Annotated in this window: 13 protein-coding genes; 4 read left to right on the top strand and 9 right to left on the bottom strand. The window is 28.6% G+C overall.

The features are described 5' to 3' along the window. Window positions 1-292: 292 nt before the first annotated feature. Entirely contained in the window at window positions 293-754 is a 462-nt protein-coding gene (locus tag Q3223_RS19045; RefSeq protein ID WP_219674348.1) for a MarR family transcriptional regulator, read from the top strand. Then, window positions 738-2,141: an MATE family efflux transporter gene (locus Q3223_RS19050; protein WP_054277012.1), complete on the top strand. Its 1,404-nt coding sequence runs from the start codon at window positions 738-740 to the stop codon at window positions 2,139-2,141. The genes Q3223_RS19045 and Q3223_RS19050 overlap by 17 nt, the downstream gene beginning before the upstream one ends. 221 nt (window positions 2,142-2,362) lie before the next feature. Here Q3223_RS19050 and Q3223_RS19055 read toward each other — a convergent pair whose 3' ends face one another. After that, on the bottom strand, window positions 2,363-2,956 hold the full coding sequence (locus tag Q3223_RS19055) for a nitroreductase family protein (RefSeq protein WP_054270778.1): 594 nt from the start codon (window positions 2,954-2,956) through the stop codon (window positions 2,363-2,365). Between the two features lie 698 nt (window positions 2,957-3,654). Here Q3223_RS19055 and Q3223_RS19060 point away from each other — a divergent pair. After that, window positions 3,655-4,305, top strand: coding sequence for a membrane protein insertase YidC (locus tag Q3223_RS19060; protein WP_054270776.1), 651 nt, complete (start codon window positions 3,655-3,657; stop codon window positions 4,303-4,305). A 357-nt stretch (window positions 4,306-4,662) separates the two neighbouring features. On the opposite strand, the gene Q3223_RS19065 is transcribed toward Q3223_RS19060, so the two are convergent. From Q3223_RS19065 to Q3223_RS19085, 5 genes are all read right to left on the bottom strand, one after another. Beyond that, the gene (locus Q3223_RS19065) at window positions 4,663-5,913 is read right to left on the bottom strand and encodes an MFS transporter (protein ID WP_219674346.1); all 1,251 of its coding nucleotides are present in this window, start codon (window positions 5,911-5,913) and stop codon (window positions 4,663-4,665) included. 85 nt (window positions 5,914-5,998) lie between these two features. Further along, window positions 5,999-6,745, bottom strand: coding sequence for a MerR family transcriptional regulator (locus Q3223_RS19070; protein WP_407812395.1), 747 nt, complete (start codon window positions 6,743-6,745; stop codon window positions 5,999-6,001). A 95-nt stretch (window positions 6,746-6,840) separates the two neighbouring features. Next, window positions 6,841-7,863 carry a serine hydrolase domain-containing protein gene (locus Q3223_RS19075; protein ID WP_407812396.1) on the bottom strand — a complete coding sequence of 341 codons (1,023 nt, stop codon included), beginning with the start codon at window positions 7,861-7,863 and terminating at the stop codon, window positions 6,841-6,843. Continuing rightward, window positions 7,863-10,283: an excinuclease ABC subunit UvrA gene (locus Q3223_RS19080; RefSeq protein ID WP_407812398.1), complete on the bottom strand. Its 2,421-nt coding sequence runs from the start codon at window positions 10,281-10,283 to the stop codon at window positions 7,863-7,865. The genes Q3223_RS19075 and Q3223_RS19080 overlap by 1 nt, the downstream gene beginning before the upstream one ends. Window positions 10,284-10,368: 85 nt before the next feature. Then, window positions 10,369-11,289 (bottom strand): GyrI-like domain-containing protein, encoded by a 921-nt coding sequence (locus tag Q3223_RS19085; RefSeq protein ID WP_407812399.1) that lies wholly within the window; start codon window positions 11,287-11,289, stop codon window positions 10,369-10,371. Window positions 11,290-11,813: 524 nt separating this feature from the next. Between Q3223_RS19085 and Q3223_RS19090 the strand changes: the two genes are divergently transcribed. Next, entirely contained in the window at window positions 11,814-12,716 is a 903-nt protein-coding gene (locus Q3223_RS19090) for a conserved phage C-terminal domain-containing protein (RefSeq protein ID WP_054270771.1), read from the top strand. Window positions 12,717-12,842: 126 nt separating this feature from the next. Here Q3223_RS19090 and Q3223_RS19095 read toward each other — a convergent pair whose 3' ends face one another. The 3 genes from Q3223_RS19095 to Q3223_RS19105 form a co-directional block, all read right to left on the bottom strand. After that, entirely contained in the window at window positions 12,843-13,463 is a 621-nt protein-coding gene (locus Q3223_RS19095) for a response regulator transcription factor (RefSeq protein WP_074180041.1), read from the bottom strand. Then, entirely contained in the window at window positions 13,435-15,018 is a 1,584-nt protein-coding gene (locus Q3223_RS19100) for a sensor histidine kinase (RefSeq protein ID WP_407812400.1), read from the bottom strand. Before Q3223_RS19100 ends, Q3223_RS19095 begins: the two co-directional genes overlap by 29 nt. 156 nt (window positions 15,019-15,174) lie before the next feature. Next, entirely contained in the window at window positions 15,175-17,202 is a 2,028-nt protein-coding gene (locus tag Q3223_RS19105; protein WP_407812401.1) for an FtsX-like permease family protein, read from the bottom strand. Window positions 17,203-17,204 lie beyond the last annotated feature (2 nt).

Below are 17,204 nucleotides of genomic sequence, written 5' to 3' on the forward strand. Positions count from 1 at the left end.
TTAGGAATTAGGAATTAGGAATTAGGAATTAGGAATTAGGAATTAGGAATTAGGAATTAGGAATTATTTATGTAAATAGATTAATATAAAAAGTAATTAAACATTAGTGAAAAATTAAAGATAGTTAAATTAAAGTAATGGTCTAATATATGAAATTTATAGTGACTTTATAATTTAAAGATAAACTTGGGTGCTATTGACAAAGAATAAAATTAGCAGTAAAATGATTGCATGAGCAAATAGATTATTGCGCACGCAAAAATCAGCGACAAATAATAAATAAGGAGAGAATATGAGACAGCTATTAAAATGGGTTTCCATTATAAATAGATATAATACAAATTATATTGACAGGAAATTGGCGGACATTGGAATCAATAATAGCCAATATTTTTATGTGTTACACATATGTAATAATCCAGGTATTACACAAGATACTATATTTGAAAAAATCCTTGTAAATCCTAGTAATATAACAAGAGCTTTGGCAAATTTAGAAAAAGAGGGATTTATCACTAGAAAACCAAGTGTAAAGGATAAAAGAACATGGCATTTATATCCTACAGAGAAATCTTTAGAATGTTATGATGAAATATTAAAAATAACAAATGGATATGTAGAAGAATTGTTGAGTTCATTTGAAAAAGAAGAGAAAGAGTTGTTTATATCAATGTTAGAAAAAGTTGCATTTTTAGCTATTGATATGAATGAAGAAGCAAAATTGGAGGCGAAGGAAATTGGAAGAAAACTATAAAGAACCATTGGAATATGATAAAGTTTCAAAATTATTAACTAAGTATGCAATTCCTAGTATTATAGCAATGTTAGTAAGTGCCTTATATAACATTGTTGACCAAATATTTATTGGGCAAGGTGTTGGGGTATTAGGTAACGCTGCTACAAATGTTACTTTCCCATTAACTACAATATGTACAGCAATTGCCTTATTATTAGGCATTGGAGGCGCATCTAAATGCTCATTAGAATTAGGAGCTAAAAACTCAGAAAAGGCTACAAAAGCAGCAGGAAATTCAATCTGTTTGATGGCTATTTTTGGAGTAAGTTTGTTTATAATAGTATCAATATTTTTGACACCATTATTAAAATTCTTTGGCTCTACACCAGAAATACTACCTTATGCACACACATACACAAAAATTACATCAATCGGATTACCATTTCTTATAATGTCCACTGGAATGAGTAAGTTGATACTTGCAGATGGAAGACCAAAAGCTTCTATGTTTTGTATGTTAGTAGGAGCAGTCATCAATACAATCTTAAATCCATTATTTATATTTGTTTTTAATATGGGTATTGCTGGGTCTGCTTTAGCAACTGTCATTGGGCAGTTTATATCTTTTGCAATAAGTATTTATTATATAAAGAACTTTCAACATATCAAATTACATAAGAAAAGTTTTAAATTAGAGAGTATAATTTATAAACATATATTTGCACTAGGTTCAAGTTCATGTTTTAATCAATTAGCAATGACTGTAACACAGATAGTTATGAACAATACATTGGCATACTATGGAGCTAGGTCAGTTTATGGAAGTGAGATTCCACTTGCTTGTGTTGGTATTATTATTAAAGTAAATATGATTTTTATATCTATAATTATAGGTATAGCACAAGGTATGCAACCTATTATAGGATATAATTATGGAGCTGAAAATTATAATCGTGTAAAAGAAGCATATAAGTTAGCAGTAGGAAGTGCAACTGTTATAGCTATTATTGCATTCTTATGCTTCCAACTATTCCCACGACAAATTACATCTATATTTGGTAATGGAAATGAGACTTATTTTATATTTGCAGAACATTATTTTAGGACTTTCTTGTTCTTAACATTTATAAATGGTGTTCAAATAATATCATCAACTTTCTTTACATCAATTGGGAAATCAGTACTGGGACTTTTTACTTCTTTGACTCGTCAGATTCTATTCTTAATTCCATTGATAGTAATCTTACCAATGTTTATGGGAATTGATGGAGTAATGTTTGCAGGTCCAATAGCAGATGCTGCAGCGGCAATTGTATGTATATACTTTGCACTTCATGAAATGAAGTCATTAACTATAAAGCAAAATAAGATGATTGGTAATCATAAGGAGATTGTGGAAGTATAAGAGAATCTCTAAGAAATGTAATAAATTAAATTTTATTGATTAATACTAAAATAATATTCATGTATAATTTTAGAGGTGCATTTTCAGGAGCTACAGTGAGATTGCAGAGTATAGATACTTTATCTTACTTGAAAAGATTGTTTAAAAAACACTCAAATCTGCATAATAGCTAATGAAAATGCACTATTTATAATGCTTGTTTTTTTAATAAAACTAAAAACCTATCTCCATTCAGTTACATTACTCAATGGTAATCTAGGTCTCATTGATGGTTCTTCATCAGGATAACCTAAAGATATTGCAGCTACCAATTGATTACCTGTATCTAGCCACTCACATAATTCACGATATGCAAAGTATACATCACAAATCCAAAGACTACCTAGACCTAATTCTACAGCCATAAGTGACATGTTTTGAATGGCAGCTCCAATTGATTGTATGTTTGCCATTTCATAGAAGCGTTCTTCAGCAGATAAGCTTTCTAAAGGTGATTTACCTAATTTGTTTAAAATAAAGATTGTTACTGGAGCTTGTTCCATAATTTCAACTGTGTAATTTGCACCAGCTATATGTTGACGACTCTCTGGAAGAAGTCCATTGTCATCAATTTCATTTTGAATACCCTTGCTCATGGCTTTAAGCATAGATTCTTTTTCATTTTCAGTGACAACAACAAAATGCCATGGTTGTCTGTTTTTAGATGAAGGTGCATTTATTCCAGCTTCAATTATTTTTTCTATGGTTTCATGTGAAATACTTTGATTTTTATATTTTCTAATACTGCGTCTTTTTGATATAGAATCACTTATCATCTTAAGTAACCTCCGTTTATTTTTTGGGAAAATACATTTGAGTTTTAGTTTCCATTTTTAATTATTTTAGCATTAATCAGGAAAAAAGTCATTAATCTTGGTATAGGGCTGTATTTGATATTATATTAAGGACTATATAGAAGAATAAACTATAAAAATTTAGTATTGTTTTGTGAATTATATAAAATTCTATAAAGCAGGAACTTTGTGGTTTTAGTCATGAGAGGTTCAGATGTGTAAAAGAGTAACATATATGTTTTCTATTAAAAGTTACATATGAAAGTATTGGATACTTATAAATATAAAATATTGTGAATAAAATATGATAAATATAATAATCTATATGTTTACATTAGAGAATTTATATACTATAATTATTTAAAACTAAATATGAACACTGAAGAGGTGATGTAGTGAAATTAGATATGGATAGTATGATATATATACTAATTTATATGACATTATTGGTATCTATTATTGGAAGTATAATTTATTTTTGTAAAGACCTCTTAAATCATAAAATTACATATGTTTTAATAAGAAACATATTTGTAAATAGAAATACATACTCTGAAGAAAGATTGCCTAAACAGTATATCGTTTTTCAAAAATATGATATTTGGAGGTATTGTAGTCTGTTTTAATTTGAAATGAATCTATTATAATTCTAAAGATTAAAAATAAAAGGAGATAATAAAATGGATTTCATTTCAAGTATATTACAAGGATTATTAAGTATATTATTTAACTTTACAGGAGATTTTGGGATTTCTATTGTACTTATAACTTTAATAGTGAAGTTAGTACTAATGCCACTGTCATTGAAACAAAGATTTTCTGTAAAAAAACAGCAAGAATTAGCAGAAAAAATGGAACATATAAAAGAAAAGTATAAGAATGATACTAAAGAATTGGAAAAGCAAATACAAGTAAATTCTGTAGAAAGTATGAAGAGTATGCTGGGATGCCTTATAATTTTAGTGCAAATGCCAGTAGTATATGCGTTATATCATGTATGTCTAGATATGACAAAGGAATTTACAACAATTATAATTCCATGGATTGCTAATTTAGGTACATTTGATAATTTATTTATACTGCCTTGTATATATACATTAATTATGTTAGCTTCAAATTTGGTGAATTATATACCGTATTTTAAGGTGAATTCTCAAGTAAAGTTTAACAAGCAAATGGCTTTAGTGACTACTATAACAAGTCTTATATTGACTGCTAGAACTCCAGTAGCGATAGGTCTGTACTTTATAACAAGTGCAATTTACTCATTAATTGAAGATATTTGTTTTAGAATATATTTTAATCGAAAAAATAGAATAGTAGCTAAGTAATATAATTATTATTCTAGACATATTTTAGCCTGCTAACTTGAGATATAGTTAGCAGGCTATTTTTATTAGTAATACTATAATAATACTATTAAAAATAGTTGCAAAATAAATAAATTAATATAGACTAAAATAAAGTCTACAAAAAAGAAGCTAGATTTACATAACTGCTGATGATGAAGTTGAATCACTTACAATATTAAAAATAGTTATATAGATTTAATGGAATTAGATATTATGATTCCATATTTAAAATGAATTCTCAGCATGTAGAGTTTCACGTGAAATAGCTAAGATGATTATTAAGACAAGTATATAATTTTAGTTGAGCATTATATAGTATTATTATTTTAGTATAGATTACTTGGATTCTTTTGACTTAAATATTCCTTGATTATAAAACTGTTTTGAGTAGGGAATAGACAAGGCGAAAAATAAGAGCATAATACCTGCTATTATGATTAAATTATTAATAGATAGTATATCTGCCATTGGTCCAAAAACCATCATACCAAGGGGAATAAAGCCTGTATATATGATGATAGGTAAACTAAGAACTCGACCTTGCATTTGCGGTTCTACATGTTCTTGCAACATAGTCATAGCTGATGCTTGAATAATTGGAATAGAAAAATTGGTAAAAAACATAAATATAAAAAATTGCCAAGCGTGCGTTACAAGACCTAAAATAATTGAAAAAATAGCATAGGATAATATTGCTAAGAAAAATGTCTTATTTCTGTTTTTAAAGCCACCAAAGATTCCTATAACCAATCCACCTAAAACCATACCTAAAAACCCAATCATTTCAATAATAGACAGATACATATAACCCTTGCCAAATGTACGTTCAATCAATAGCCCTATAAGAAAACCTGATGGAACACAAAGAAGCATGAATGCACTATAAGTAAAAAGTATCTTTCTAATGAATTTATTTGAAAAGCAGTACTTTATTCCTGATACCATATCTGTAAAAAATGATACTTTTTCAACTTGCTTTGGTATGTTATGTTTAGGAATCTTGATAAATATCAATAACACAATAGCTATAATTGCAGTAAATATATCGATTAAAAGAATTTGATTTATTTTATTCCCAAAACTAAGGATTGCTGCAGCTACAATAGGAACTATAAATTGTACTATAGATTGTAGACTACCATTTATGCCATTAAAACGCATTAAATGTTCTTCTGGTACAAGTTGAGGAATCATTGCGCTTACAGCAGGTGTCTGCACACCACTTCCCAATGAACGTATAACAGATGCTATTGCTATAGCTATCATTTCATTCTTTGTTCCAGTTGATGACATCATAAATAGTATTAGAACTACTGTAGAGATAGCAATTATTGAATCTGATACAATGATGAGTACTTTCCTATTGTAGTAGTCTGCCCATACACCAGCAAAAAAAGAAATTATCATTTGAGGAATAAAGGAACATACAGTTAAAATTGTTACCCATATTCCTGATGATGTTTGAAGTGTGACATACCATATAAGAGCCATCTGTACAAGCGATGAGCCAAATAGGGAAATATATTGACTTGCTAGAAAGGTAATTACTTTTTTCTTCCATGTAGAATTAGTATTTTTGTTTTCCATTCTATTCCTCCTTTGATTTGTGTGTTGAATTTTTCTCGCTCTTAAGGATAACACACAAATCAAAGTCTGGAGTTAGAGTGTAGGGTTAAGAAAATTGTTTTTTCATAATTTGAAGATGAGCTTTCATGGTTTTTGCATTATGTTCAGCTTCTTTCAATGAAGTTATCAACTTATCACATACTGATATAATTTCATCATCATCTTTTGGAGTATCGATGACAGTTTTAATATTAGTGTCTGGATTACAAGATAAAGCATTTAACATTCGTAAAATGGCTGAAAGAGAATAGTTCGCACAACGAAGAGAACTTATAATTTTAAGTCGTTTTATATCTTCATCAGTATATACACGATAACCATTTTGTTTTCTTTTTACTTTTAGTAAACCATTCATCTCCCAGTTTCTTAAAGTATCTATTGTAACTTTTAAGTGTTCTGCAGTTTCTTTTCTAGTTAGAAATAGTTTATCTGTTTCAGTAGTAGTTCCATTTAAAATTTGTGCAACTATGGTAAGAGCCTCCTCAGCATTGGATTTTTCTATTTCTAACTGTTTCAAGTATTGGTCTACAAGACAGATAGCCTTGTCAAAGTCTCTATTTGCTGATGTTTTGATAATCTCAAGGGCGTTTTTTCTCAACCCTCTTTGCATAACTTCAATTTTTAAGGCTGTGCGAGCAAATCTAAATTGTTCTATATGAAAATCATTAAAGATACGATATCCATTGGTATTACGTTTAGGTCTAGGTATTAAGTTGAGTTCTTCATATAAACGAACTGTATTAGGATGTACACCAATTAAATCTGCTATTTCTGATGTTGTGTAAGTGTTCATTAGTATTCAACTCCTTTATGTATGTAGTATCAATCATAATATCACTAAACCAAAGTCTGGTGTTATAGTGGAGGGTTTTGCTATCTGTAGTATAGTTAATCTATTATAGCAGTAAGTATATGGTTTTGAATAAGTTCCCATCTATCACGTGGTTTAAAAACTATCTTAGATGGTATGGCTATGACTAAGTCATATTGTGGAATACAACAGATAGCATTTCCCCAAGCCCCCAGTGCTGAATACCATAAAACTCCGTCTTTTTCACATAACCACCATAGATAACCATACTCATTAGTATTCATTTTGACTGATTCTTCAATCCATGATTTAGATATAATACTTTTATTATTCCAAATACCATTATTTAAATACAGAAAACCAAATCGTAACATATCTCTAGCACTCAATGTAAGCCCCCAGCCACCTGTAGAATTACCTTGCCTATCTTTTGACCAACCCTTAAGGTTTTTCCCAAATAAATCTTCAAAACCGAAATCATTCATATCATAATCTGGTATCACTTTCATACCAATAGGTTTAAATAAGTGTTCATTAGCAAATTCACGAGCAGATTTACCAGTAGTCTTCGTGATAATAGCTGAGAGTAGGTGAGTTCCAGCAGAAGAATATTTGAAAGTCCCAATGTCACCTTTTTGACCAAGTTGATTAAGGATATACTTTATCCAATCCTTCTGTTTACAAAGTCTCTCTAATGACTCAGTCATATTTTTAAAAGGGTATGGTGCAGTCATTGTAAGTAAATGGCGTATAGTTACTGCCTTTTTACATATTTCAGAAGGACTACAAATGTATTCAGGGAAAAAATCAACAACTTTTTGGTCAATATCTTTTATATAGCCTTTATCTATTGCAATACCAATTAAAGCAGATATAATACTTTTTGTAACTGAGGCAACATGAAAAGTATCATCAACATTATAACCATTGTAATATTTTTCAAATACTATATTTCCTTTCCTTGAAATAATTATCCCATTTATATTACTGTATTGCGAGATTATTAAAGGTTCAAGTTGTGAGAGTTTTTTTGAACTCATACCAACGATTGAAGGGTCTACATTTTCAAATGTTAAATCTAAGCAGTTGTTTTTATTCATTATAGATACCTTCCTGTTATAGATTTTGGATTTTCTTTTAGAGAGTTAGGAGAGCCTTCTGCAATTATATAGCCTCCCTTATCGCCACCTTCTGGACCAAGTTCAACAATCCAGTCACACACTTTTAAAACATCTATGTCATGTTCAACAACGATTACAGAGTTTCCATTTGCCACTAACTCGTCCAATAGTTTTATTAATTTAGCAGTATCATATAGACTTAGACCAGTAGTTGGTTCATCCAACACATAAAGGATATTACCAGTTCGTTTTTTACCAATTTCTTTTGCAAGCTTGATTCTTTGAGACTCACCTCCACTTAAAGTAGGAGTAGGTTGACCCAGTTTTATATATCCCATACCTATTTGTTCTAGTACATTTAAGTGTGAAACAATATTTGGAATATCTCCAAAGAAATTTACAGATTCAGATACACTCATATTTAAAATATCATGAATATTTTTATTTTTATATTTAATAGATAAAGATTCGTCATTAAATCTCTTTCCATGACATTCATTACATATATGGTCTATACTCAAGTTACTACCCAGCCAGACTTTTTCATTTCCACTGCCACTACATTTAGGACAAGCTCCTTTAGAATTAAATGAAAAATGGCCAGCTGTAAATCCTTGAGCTATTGATTCTGGCTGATTTGCAAATAATGTACGTATCTTATCCCATATACCAATATAAGATGCAGGGGTTGAATTCATATTCTTACCAATAGGGGACTGAGATATCTCTGAATATCCAGAAATATACTTAGTGCCTATCAATCTGTCTGCTATAGTTTCAACAAGTGTATAATCATCTTCATCGTTTATTTCACTATCTGTGCTACTTGTTTGACTATTGATATTGTGGTTATTAAAGTAACTTCTAAGAAGAGGAAGTAGGGTGTCTGACACAATAGAACTTTTTCCACTGCCTGATTTACCAGATATTCCAACCATAGCACCCAAAGGTAATGATACTGTTACATTTTTAAGGTTATTTGTATTTGCATTTTGGATAGTTATACAAGGTATTTTATCAATATTCGTAATATTTTTAGAGGTCAATCTATTAGGCATTGAGTATTTTCCTGATAAATATTGTCCAGTGAGAGATTTATCTGATTGAAGTAGACCTTCTAAATCTCCTTGATACACAAGTTGCCCACCTTCAATACCAGCCTTTGGTCCAATATCAATAATATGCTCTGCCATTTCAATTGTATTTTTGTCATGTTCAACTACTATGACTGTATTACCTAAGTCTTTAAGTTTTTTGATGGATTTCAAGATGTCTATTTTTTCTGATTCATGTAATCCAGCAGTTGGTTCATCAAGCACATAAATTAATGAATCCATCTCTGAGTCAAGATGTGAATTTAAAAATAGTCTTTGTATCTCTCCACCACTCAAAGTTGACATTTCTCTGTATAAGGATAAATGGCCTAATCGTGATTCTATTAGGTGGCTAGTTTTAGTCAAAATATCATTTATAAGGTTTGTACCAAATGTATTTAAATTCTCTTGATTCAATAAAGTTTTAAGAAACTCATCAATTTCCAAAATAGTCATTTTTCCAAGCTCACCGATATGTTTTCCATTTAAGAGTACTCCACGTGCTTCTTCACCAATCTTAAAACCATGACAATCCGAACAAGTAGTCATAGTATAAATTCCATTTAAATCTTCACCTCTTTTGTAACGGTTGTGAAATAATTTGGATAAAGAGGAACTTTTTTTACCATTTTCATAATGACCATAGAGTACTTCATTTTTTACTTCCTCAGGTAATTGTAAGAATTGTATTTCTAAGTAATCTTTGAATTTTTTAGATAATACTCTCAAATATCCTGGTGTAATTTTTGCTCTATTCAAGACTTGTTTTAGGGTATCATGTTTATCTAAGACTAGCTTTTCAATATTAATCTCAAAATATGCTCCATGTCCAGAACATTTCATACACATTCCGTCTGAAGAATTGTACGAAAAATAACTTGGTCTCAATCGTTCCTCTTTATGACCACAATCATTACAAACTAGATTAGTGCCTACAGGAGTATTACACATCGTACACATTATCTGTCCTTCTGTTGAGTACAATAGCGTAAGCATATTAAGGATATTGGTTCTTGTGCCTACTGTTGAACGAGGATTACTTTGACGAATAATATTTTGTTGGACGGCTATTGTAGGAGCTAAACCTTGAATATTATCAAATTTATCTTCCTTATCAATACCTGAAAGTATGCCTAAAGATTGCAGATATTGTTTACGCCCCTCTTCAAATACAATGTCAAACATAAGGCTGGATTTACCTGAGCCACTGACACCTGTTGCAACAACAAGTTTGTCTTTTGGGATAGAAACATCTATATTTTTAAGATTGTGTATCTTAGCTCCATTAATTTTTATTTCTTTCATTGGTTCACCTCATTTTATCAATCTTATCAAAACATAATATAGGAATGTTTGAATCCTTAGTACAAGAATAATTTAGAGTAGGTTATTAAAAAGGTTCTATAGGTAAATATATATCAACTAAGTGCCTATTTTGAGGGTGATTGTTTGGGTTATTAAGATATACTTCAAAAGGAAATGATGAACGTAACTTGTAATTGCCATTTGATAGCCATTCATTATACATAAAATCCCAAGCATCACTGTATTCATGTTTTGAAATATCGAAATGTCCCACAAGATACTTTCCAGAAGGTATTATCATATTACCAATATTATCATTTTCTTTGACAATCTTGTTGTCTGGAATTGTCATACAAATACTAGTTCTTAATTGATGTTCCTGTGTAAATTGTGGATTATCATGATATATAGCTAATATTTTTGTATTATCAAGTTCAATTAGATTCTGCTCACTTACATATGTAAAGAGCTTTTCTAAGAGTTTTGGGAAAGTATTGGTTAGATTACCATATGAACCAGTATATCTAGTATAAACAGTATTCATATCATTAAGTTCTAGAATTTCAATTTCACCCTTAACCTCTCTAGTATTCTTGCATTTAGGTTTTGATATGCTTCTATTGTACTGAGAAATTTTATATGGTTCTTTGCAATTCTTGCTATAATTATTTCTATATTTTATAGGGCTTATTTTATAATAATTTTTAAATGCTCTAGAAAAAATTGCAGAATCAGTAAAACCAAAGTAGTGTGCAATATCAGTAATTGTCATATCAGTACGATGAATAAGAAAAGCTGTTGCGTTTTCTAGTTTTAGTCTATTTACATACTGAGATAAAGTTTCTTTTTCTATAGCTTTGAAAATTCTATGAAAATGAAACTTTGAAAAACCTGCTATATTGGAAAGTTCATCGAGAGAAAGTGGTTCATGTAGATGTTCTTCTATATAGTCTTGTACTTTGCAAATACGATTTAGATATTCTGTTTTACTTTTTGAGCTTGTCATAAATATCCCTCCTCATTGTGTAAACTGTATATATTAACTAAGTGATAGTAATAATATTTTATATATTTGTAATTTATGGAAAATAAGGTGGTATCCAATTTTTTATAATTAATAAAAAGTATAAGATGTCTTATATTTGTCTTTGTAGATATCAGTATGATATTCGTAATAATTAGTATACCATAGTGATTTATTTTTGATTGTGTATTTATATAAATACATAACTTATTATATGGGATAGTTATCAGGTTAATAAGAATTGAAGGTAGTTAAGGTAGAGTAGTTTAATATATAGTACAAAAGCATAGAGGATATAAAATAATATTAAAAAATTACATACTAAATTTAATAAAATTTTTATATTAAAAATAATATTAAATTTATTGTTTAAATAAAAAAGTTAAATCTACACCATTAACTTATTATACTTAAAACTTTAAAATAAAAATAATCATCTAATAGGTTATTTACAAATCTAAATACTTTTATAAATGATTATTTATTTAAAATGGAGGAGTGAGAATATGAGTAACAGTTTTTATCAATTAAATTCAGCAGTATTATATTTTAATGAACGAAGTGATGTAAATAGAATAAGATTTAATCATTATGTAATGAGAAAGGAAAATATACAAAGATTAAAAAAGACTTTGCCAAGAGGACAATTTATGATGACAGTAAGAAAAGCTGCATCAGACCTTGATGTATCCATATCTACAATAAGTAGACTTGTAAATGAGTTTATAGATTTAGGTATATTGAGACTAATAAGTAGAGGAGTAAAGGGAAATTGTTGTTCTGTATATAGTTATGTTTGTTCTGAAGATAGTAATACAGAGGTTGTAACGAAAAATAGTGATATTTTCACAAATATAGAGAAATATATTAATGGAACTATTAACAATAATCAAAAATCAATGAAATATAAGCATAGAGATGGGTTGTTCAAGCACAATAATACCAACACATATGGCTGTATAGATGAAGAGAGTATAGATGAAGATTATGAGTGGGTAATTGATACAGGATGTGAAACAGAAAATGAGACAAAGAAAAAAGAGTTATTAAAAAACAATTTAAATAAAAAGAATTTAAATAAAAATGCACCTGAAGAATCAACTTACCAAGCTTTAGAAAGTATTCATGAAGTTATTATAAGAAAACTAAATAATGAATCAGGAAAAAATTTTAAAGTTGATTTAGGTATAACCAAGGAGATTATAGATGAAAGATTAAAAGAAGGGCATTGTTTAGAAGATTTTTATAAGGTTATAGAGTCAAAAGTAAAAAGATGGAGATATACATCTATGGAGATGTATATAGAGCCAGCAATTTTGTTTGGATGTGACTTTGAGTCGTATTTAAGTGAAGGAAGTTCTTTAAGACCTTGTAATTATGGAGATAGATGTGAGGATATGTATGAGTAACTGTAGAGAGATATTTATTAAGAGGTTAGTTTGTTTTTAGTTGATTAAAATATGAGTATATGTAAGGATAAACAGTATATTAAAAAATAGTGTGCATTTTTTTAGTGAGAAGTGCACACTATTTTTTTAATATATTGGAGAAATATAACCCATTTGAATTGCTTTTGTGATAGCTTCAACTGATGAAGAAACATCTAGTTTGTCATATATATGTTGTAGATGATTTGATAATGTTCTTTCACTTATGTACAACTCGTCAGCAATCACTTTTCTTTTTTTACCACTACAGATAAGCTGTAATATTTTTTTCTCCATACTTGTCAAATCTTCAATAATTATTTCATCGTTTTCAGATGTAAAACAAGTTTTACCTTGATATACTTTTAATAGAGAATCAATTAAACTATCAGGACTAATATTTTTATTAAGGAATCCGCAGATACCTATTTTTTTAGCTTCATATTTATAAACAGGCAGGTCATATCCTGTTAACATTATTATTTTAATGGTAGGGTTAATCTTTAATAAATTATAAGCTACTTTTAATCCATCATATTCGCTTAAGTCTTTAAGATTTATATCCATTAAGACAATGTCTATTCTTTTACCTACAATCACTTCTGATAAATTATGAACATCTTGTGTAGAATAAAATTGTTCAATTTCATCATATTCTTCTAATGCAATGGACAAGCTCTTAGCAAAAAGTGTATGGTCATCAACTAACAAAATATTTATAAGAACCATCTCCTTTCATAGGAATTGTAATTTGTACACAAGCACCATGGGGTATGTTATCAGATATGTTTATTGTTCCTCCTAGATTTTCTACTTGTTCTTTAATTGATACAATTCCTTTATGCTTTGTTGTATCTAAAGAGATTTTAGATATACCTAGATGAGTTTTGAGGGATGTATTTGCAACACCATTATCACTAATATCCAATTTTATTATATCTTTTTCAAATGATAAAGTTATCCATGCATGGCTACCATTTGAATGCTTATATACATTTGTTAGCAATTCTTTAATTAAACGGTATATCAATATATCATATGGCTCAACCAAAAATAAAGTATCAGAACATATAAATGAAACGGAAATATCTCTTTGTGAAAAAGTTAAGGAAACACTTTCAATCAAATTCTGATAATTTTCTTTTACTGTTAGATTTTTTAATATTACAGGATGATAGTCTTGCATTTGCTTTCTTATACGTGTATTTAAATCATTAAGTGTATCACATATAATATCCTGTATTTCTGGGCGATGTGACTTGTTAGTCATATTTTTTATTGAAAGTAAGTCTTGCAATATATCATCATGTAAAAAATTAGAGAACTCTATCTTTAGCCGTTCCTCTTGTTGTAATCTATCTAATGCTAGAGTATACTTACTATCTTTAGTTATTTGTTTTTTTTCATATTTTAGATTAAATTCCAAAATAATATTACAAATAAAAATTAACATAAACAAGGTGTTTATAGCTATCAATATTATAGATAAATTGCCACCACTAAATATTACTATCATACTAATTAATGTGATACTTATAAAAAGAAGAATAATCCTTTGTTTTAGGCTAAAGATTGTTGAAAGAGGAAAACTATCATTTTCTCTAAGTACAATCCCATGAATACTCATAGAAAATATCAATACAGTTAGATAGATTCCAAAATTACTAATATGATTTGAAATTTTTATTGTGAAAAAGTAATAAATAATAAATCCTATTAGTGTTATAAATATAGAAATAAATATAGGCTTTTTTTCACTTCTTATGACAAAATCAACCCTTTTCCAATGGTAAAAAACAATATATAAAAAGCATGCTATACTTACTACAAACTGTAGTCCATACATACCAGCATATATTCTTTTAGAAATAAATGTTCCTATAACTGTACCAAAGCAAGTGATAAATAATAAAATATCTGTTATCTTGCGAAACTTATATCCGCTACCTTGAAACAAGAATAAAAGTATAAATTTGATGGAGATATACAATATAATTGGGCTTAATATTTCAAAAATAATAGTACTTACAGGTGTTACTATAGAGGATAAGAGTAAATACCAACTATCAAGCATTAACAATCCACAAAACAATGAGATAGTATTATTTTCTCTGACATTACAAGATGTTATATATGTAATATCTATAAGTAATAATGTTGAGATTATCAAGGGAATGATGCTTTGTATATTCAGATAAGTTTCAACATTTGTAGACAATACCATAAAGAGGAGTGATAAGATATAGTTTCCTAAAAATAGTATTTTTAAATTAAAGTTTGTCAATTTTATACACCTCCTTATAGATTTATAGTGTGTATTATATTAGGCTCATGACTATATCAAATTTATGAGTTTATAATTTTTATTATATAAAATATTTATAAATAAATAAAGTGGACTAAATCGTCACACATTTAAGTATGACGATTTAGGTAAATATCATTTTTTTAATACGATTTTACAACAGGTTTTAGTAGTGAGTATGTAGTATATTAAATATACTATGGCAGTTAAGAAAATAGCAATAATTACAGGTATGTATTGTGAAAACGAGCTTCCAAGTAAATCTTGCATCAAAGCAGTTTTATAGACCAAAGTAGCAAATACACAATCCAATATCCCAAGTAAAAATGGAATATTAAAAAATGGCAACACCTGCTTCTTGATAATTTTTTTTATTTGAACATTAGTGTAGCCCATGTTTTGTAAAATATCATAGTCAGACTTTGAATCTGAAACTGCTGATATATTGTTAAAGTATAAAATACTTCCAACAGCAATAAAAAATAAAACAACAAGAAATCCTATTAGCAGGAATGTAGAGCTATTAATTGATAATAAGTCATTAATCCTGTGGGAATGACATTGTAAATAAGGACTTTTATTTAAATAATCTGAGATGTCACTATATAAATTTTCGTTATTTTTAATTGATTTACCATTGATACTTACAATACTTGTTACTGGTAATTTATTTTGAGCTATTTTCTTATATATACTATCACTAACAACGAGAGTTCCAACACTATTACCAAAAGAGATGGCATTATTTAGAGATGTCTCTTTTACTATTATAGGTGTTTTTGTATCATTGATGAGTAGTGGATAAATCATTCCATTTTCACTACTTCCATCATTATTCGGTTGATACTTTACCAAAATACATTCATTATCTCTTAAAGGAGTAAGTTGTTTTAGTAGTTTTGTTCGATTTTGTCCCTTTAATAAAGTGTAGTAATCAGAAAAAGATATACATTCAAACCCTGCCTCTCTAGGAATAAATTTTTTTAATGAACTATTATTAGATAAATCATTCCTAGATGTACCAATTGTATATTCAATTGGAAGGTCTTTTGTTGAAGATTTTACTTTATAAATATCTGTCTGTGTAAAAGTAACATCGTCTGTATTCGATGTATATTGACTTATAATTTGTTTTACATCTTCAATTTGCTTATTTCTTTCTACTCTAAATTCTATCTCTGAAGGTGCAATACGTGAAATTGATGCAATAGGATAATATAAAGAGAGTGCCATGACACTTGAAACTGTTAAAGTAGCAGCACAGAGCAGTGTAAGCATAATCAGAGTCTTAGAATTTGAGCGAATACGATAGATAAAGTTTGGAGTAGTTATTATCTTTATATCTGTATAGAAAGCTTTTTTATTTTTTTTGCTATGTTGCATAATGTATGGAAGAAAGGAACTGATAAAGAGAATTGTACCAACTACAATAAGAATCATAGTTATCAAACCTATTTGATAAAATCCTATACGTATCCATACTGACTTAGTTCCACGAAGAATATCTAATGCTAGACAATAGCCACTTAAAATCAGAATAAAGCCTATAAAAGCTGGAATTTTTCGGAACTTCAACTTTTTTTCTGCACTTTTTTCATATCTTACTAATTTTATAAGTGAAGTCTTAAAAATAAATTTAGCGTTTGATATAGCTATTACTAAAACAACTAAGACTATAAAGAGTGTTGTTTTAGATATTGCACTCATATTAAAAAATGGGATTTGTGAATTGTCAATTGACAAATTGAGAAGTGCATTAATTCCAAAGACAATACCTTTATGAACCAATGCCCCCAATATCAATCCAACAATAAGAGCTCCAATACAAGTTAATATATTCTCAAAAGTAAGTAGTGATAGGACTGTAAACTTACGGTAGCCAAGTAAAGTATATATGCCAAGTTCTTTTGTACGACGTCTCAAGAAGAAGCGATTTGAATATGTCATATAGAAGATAACAAATACCATTAAAAATATTGAGATAACATTACACATAGACTCGACTCTGCCGTCAGTTGAAATCTTTTCTAACATTACTTTATTAACAGAAAATGAAGTAAATGCAAAAAATACAGTGATAACAAAAGAGACTGAAAGCATATATAGAGAATAGAATGAAAGGTTCTTTTTAAGGTTTTTTATTGCCATGTAAAAAATGTTCATTA

It is taken from the genome of Clostridioides sp. GD02367 (assembly GCF_045900275.1).
Classification (GTDB): Bacteria; Bacillota; Clostridia; order Peptostreptococcales; family Peptostreptococcaceae; genus Clostridioides; species Clostridioides difficile_A.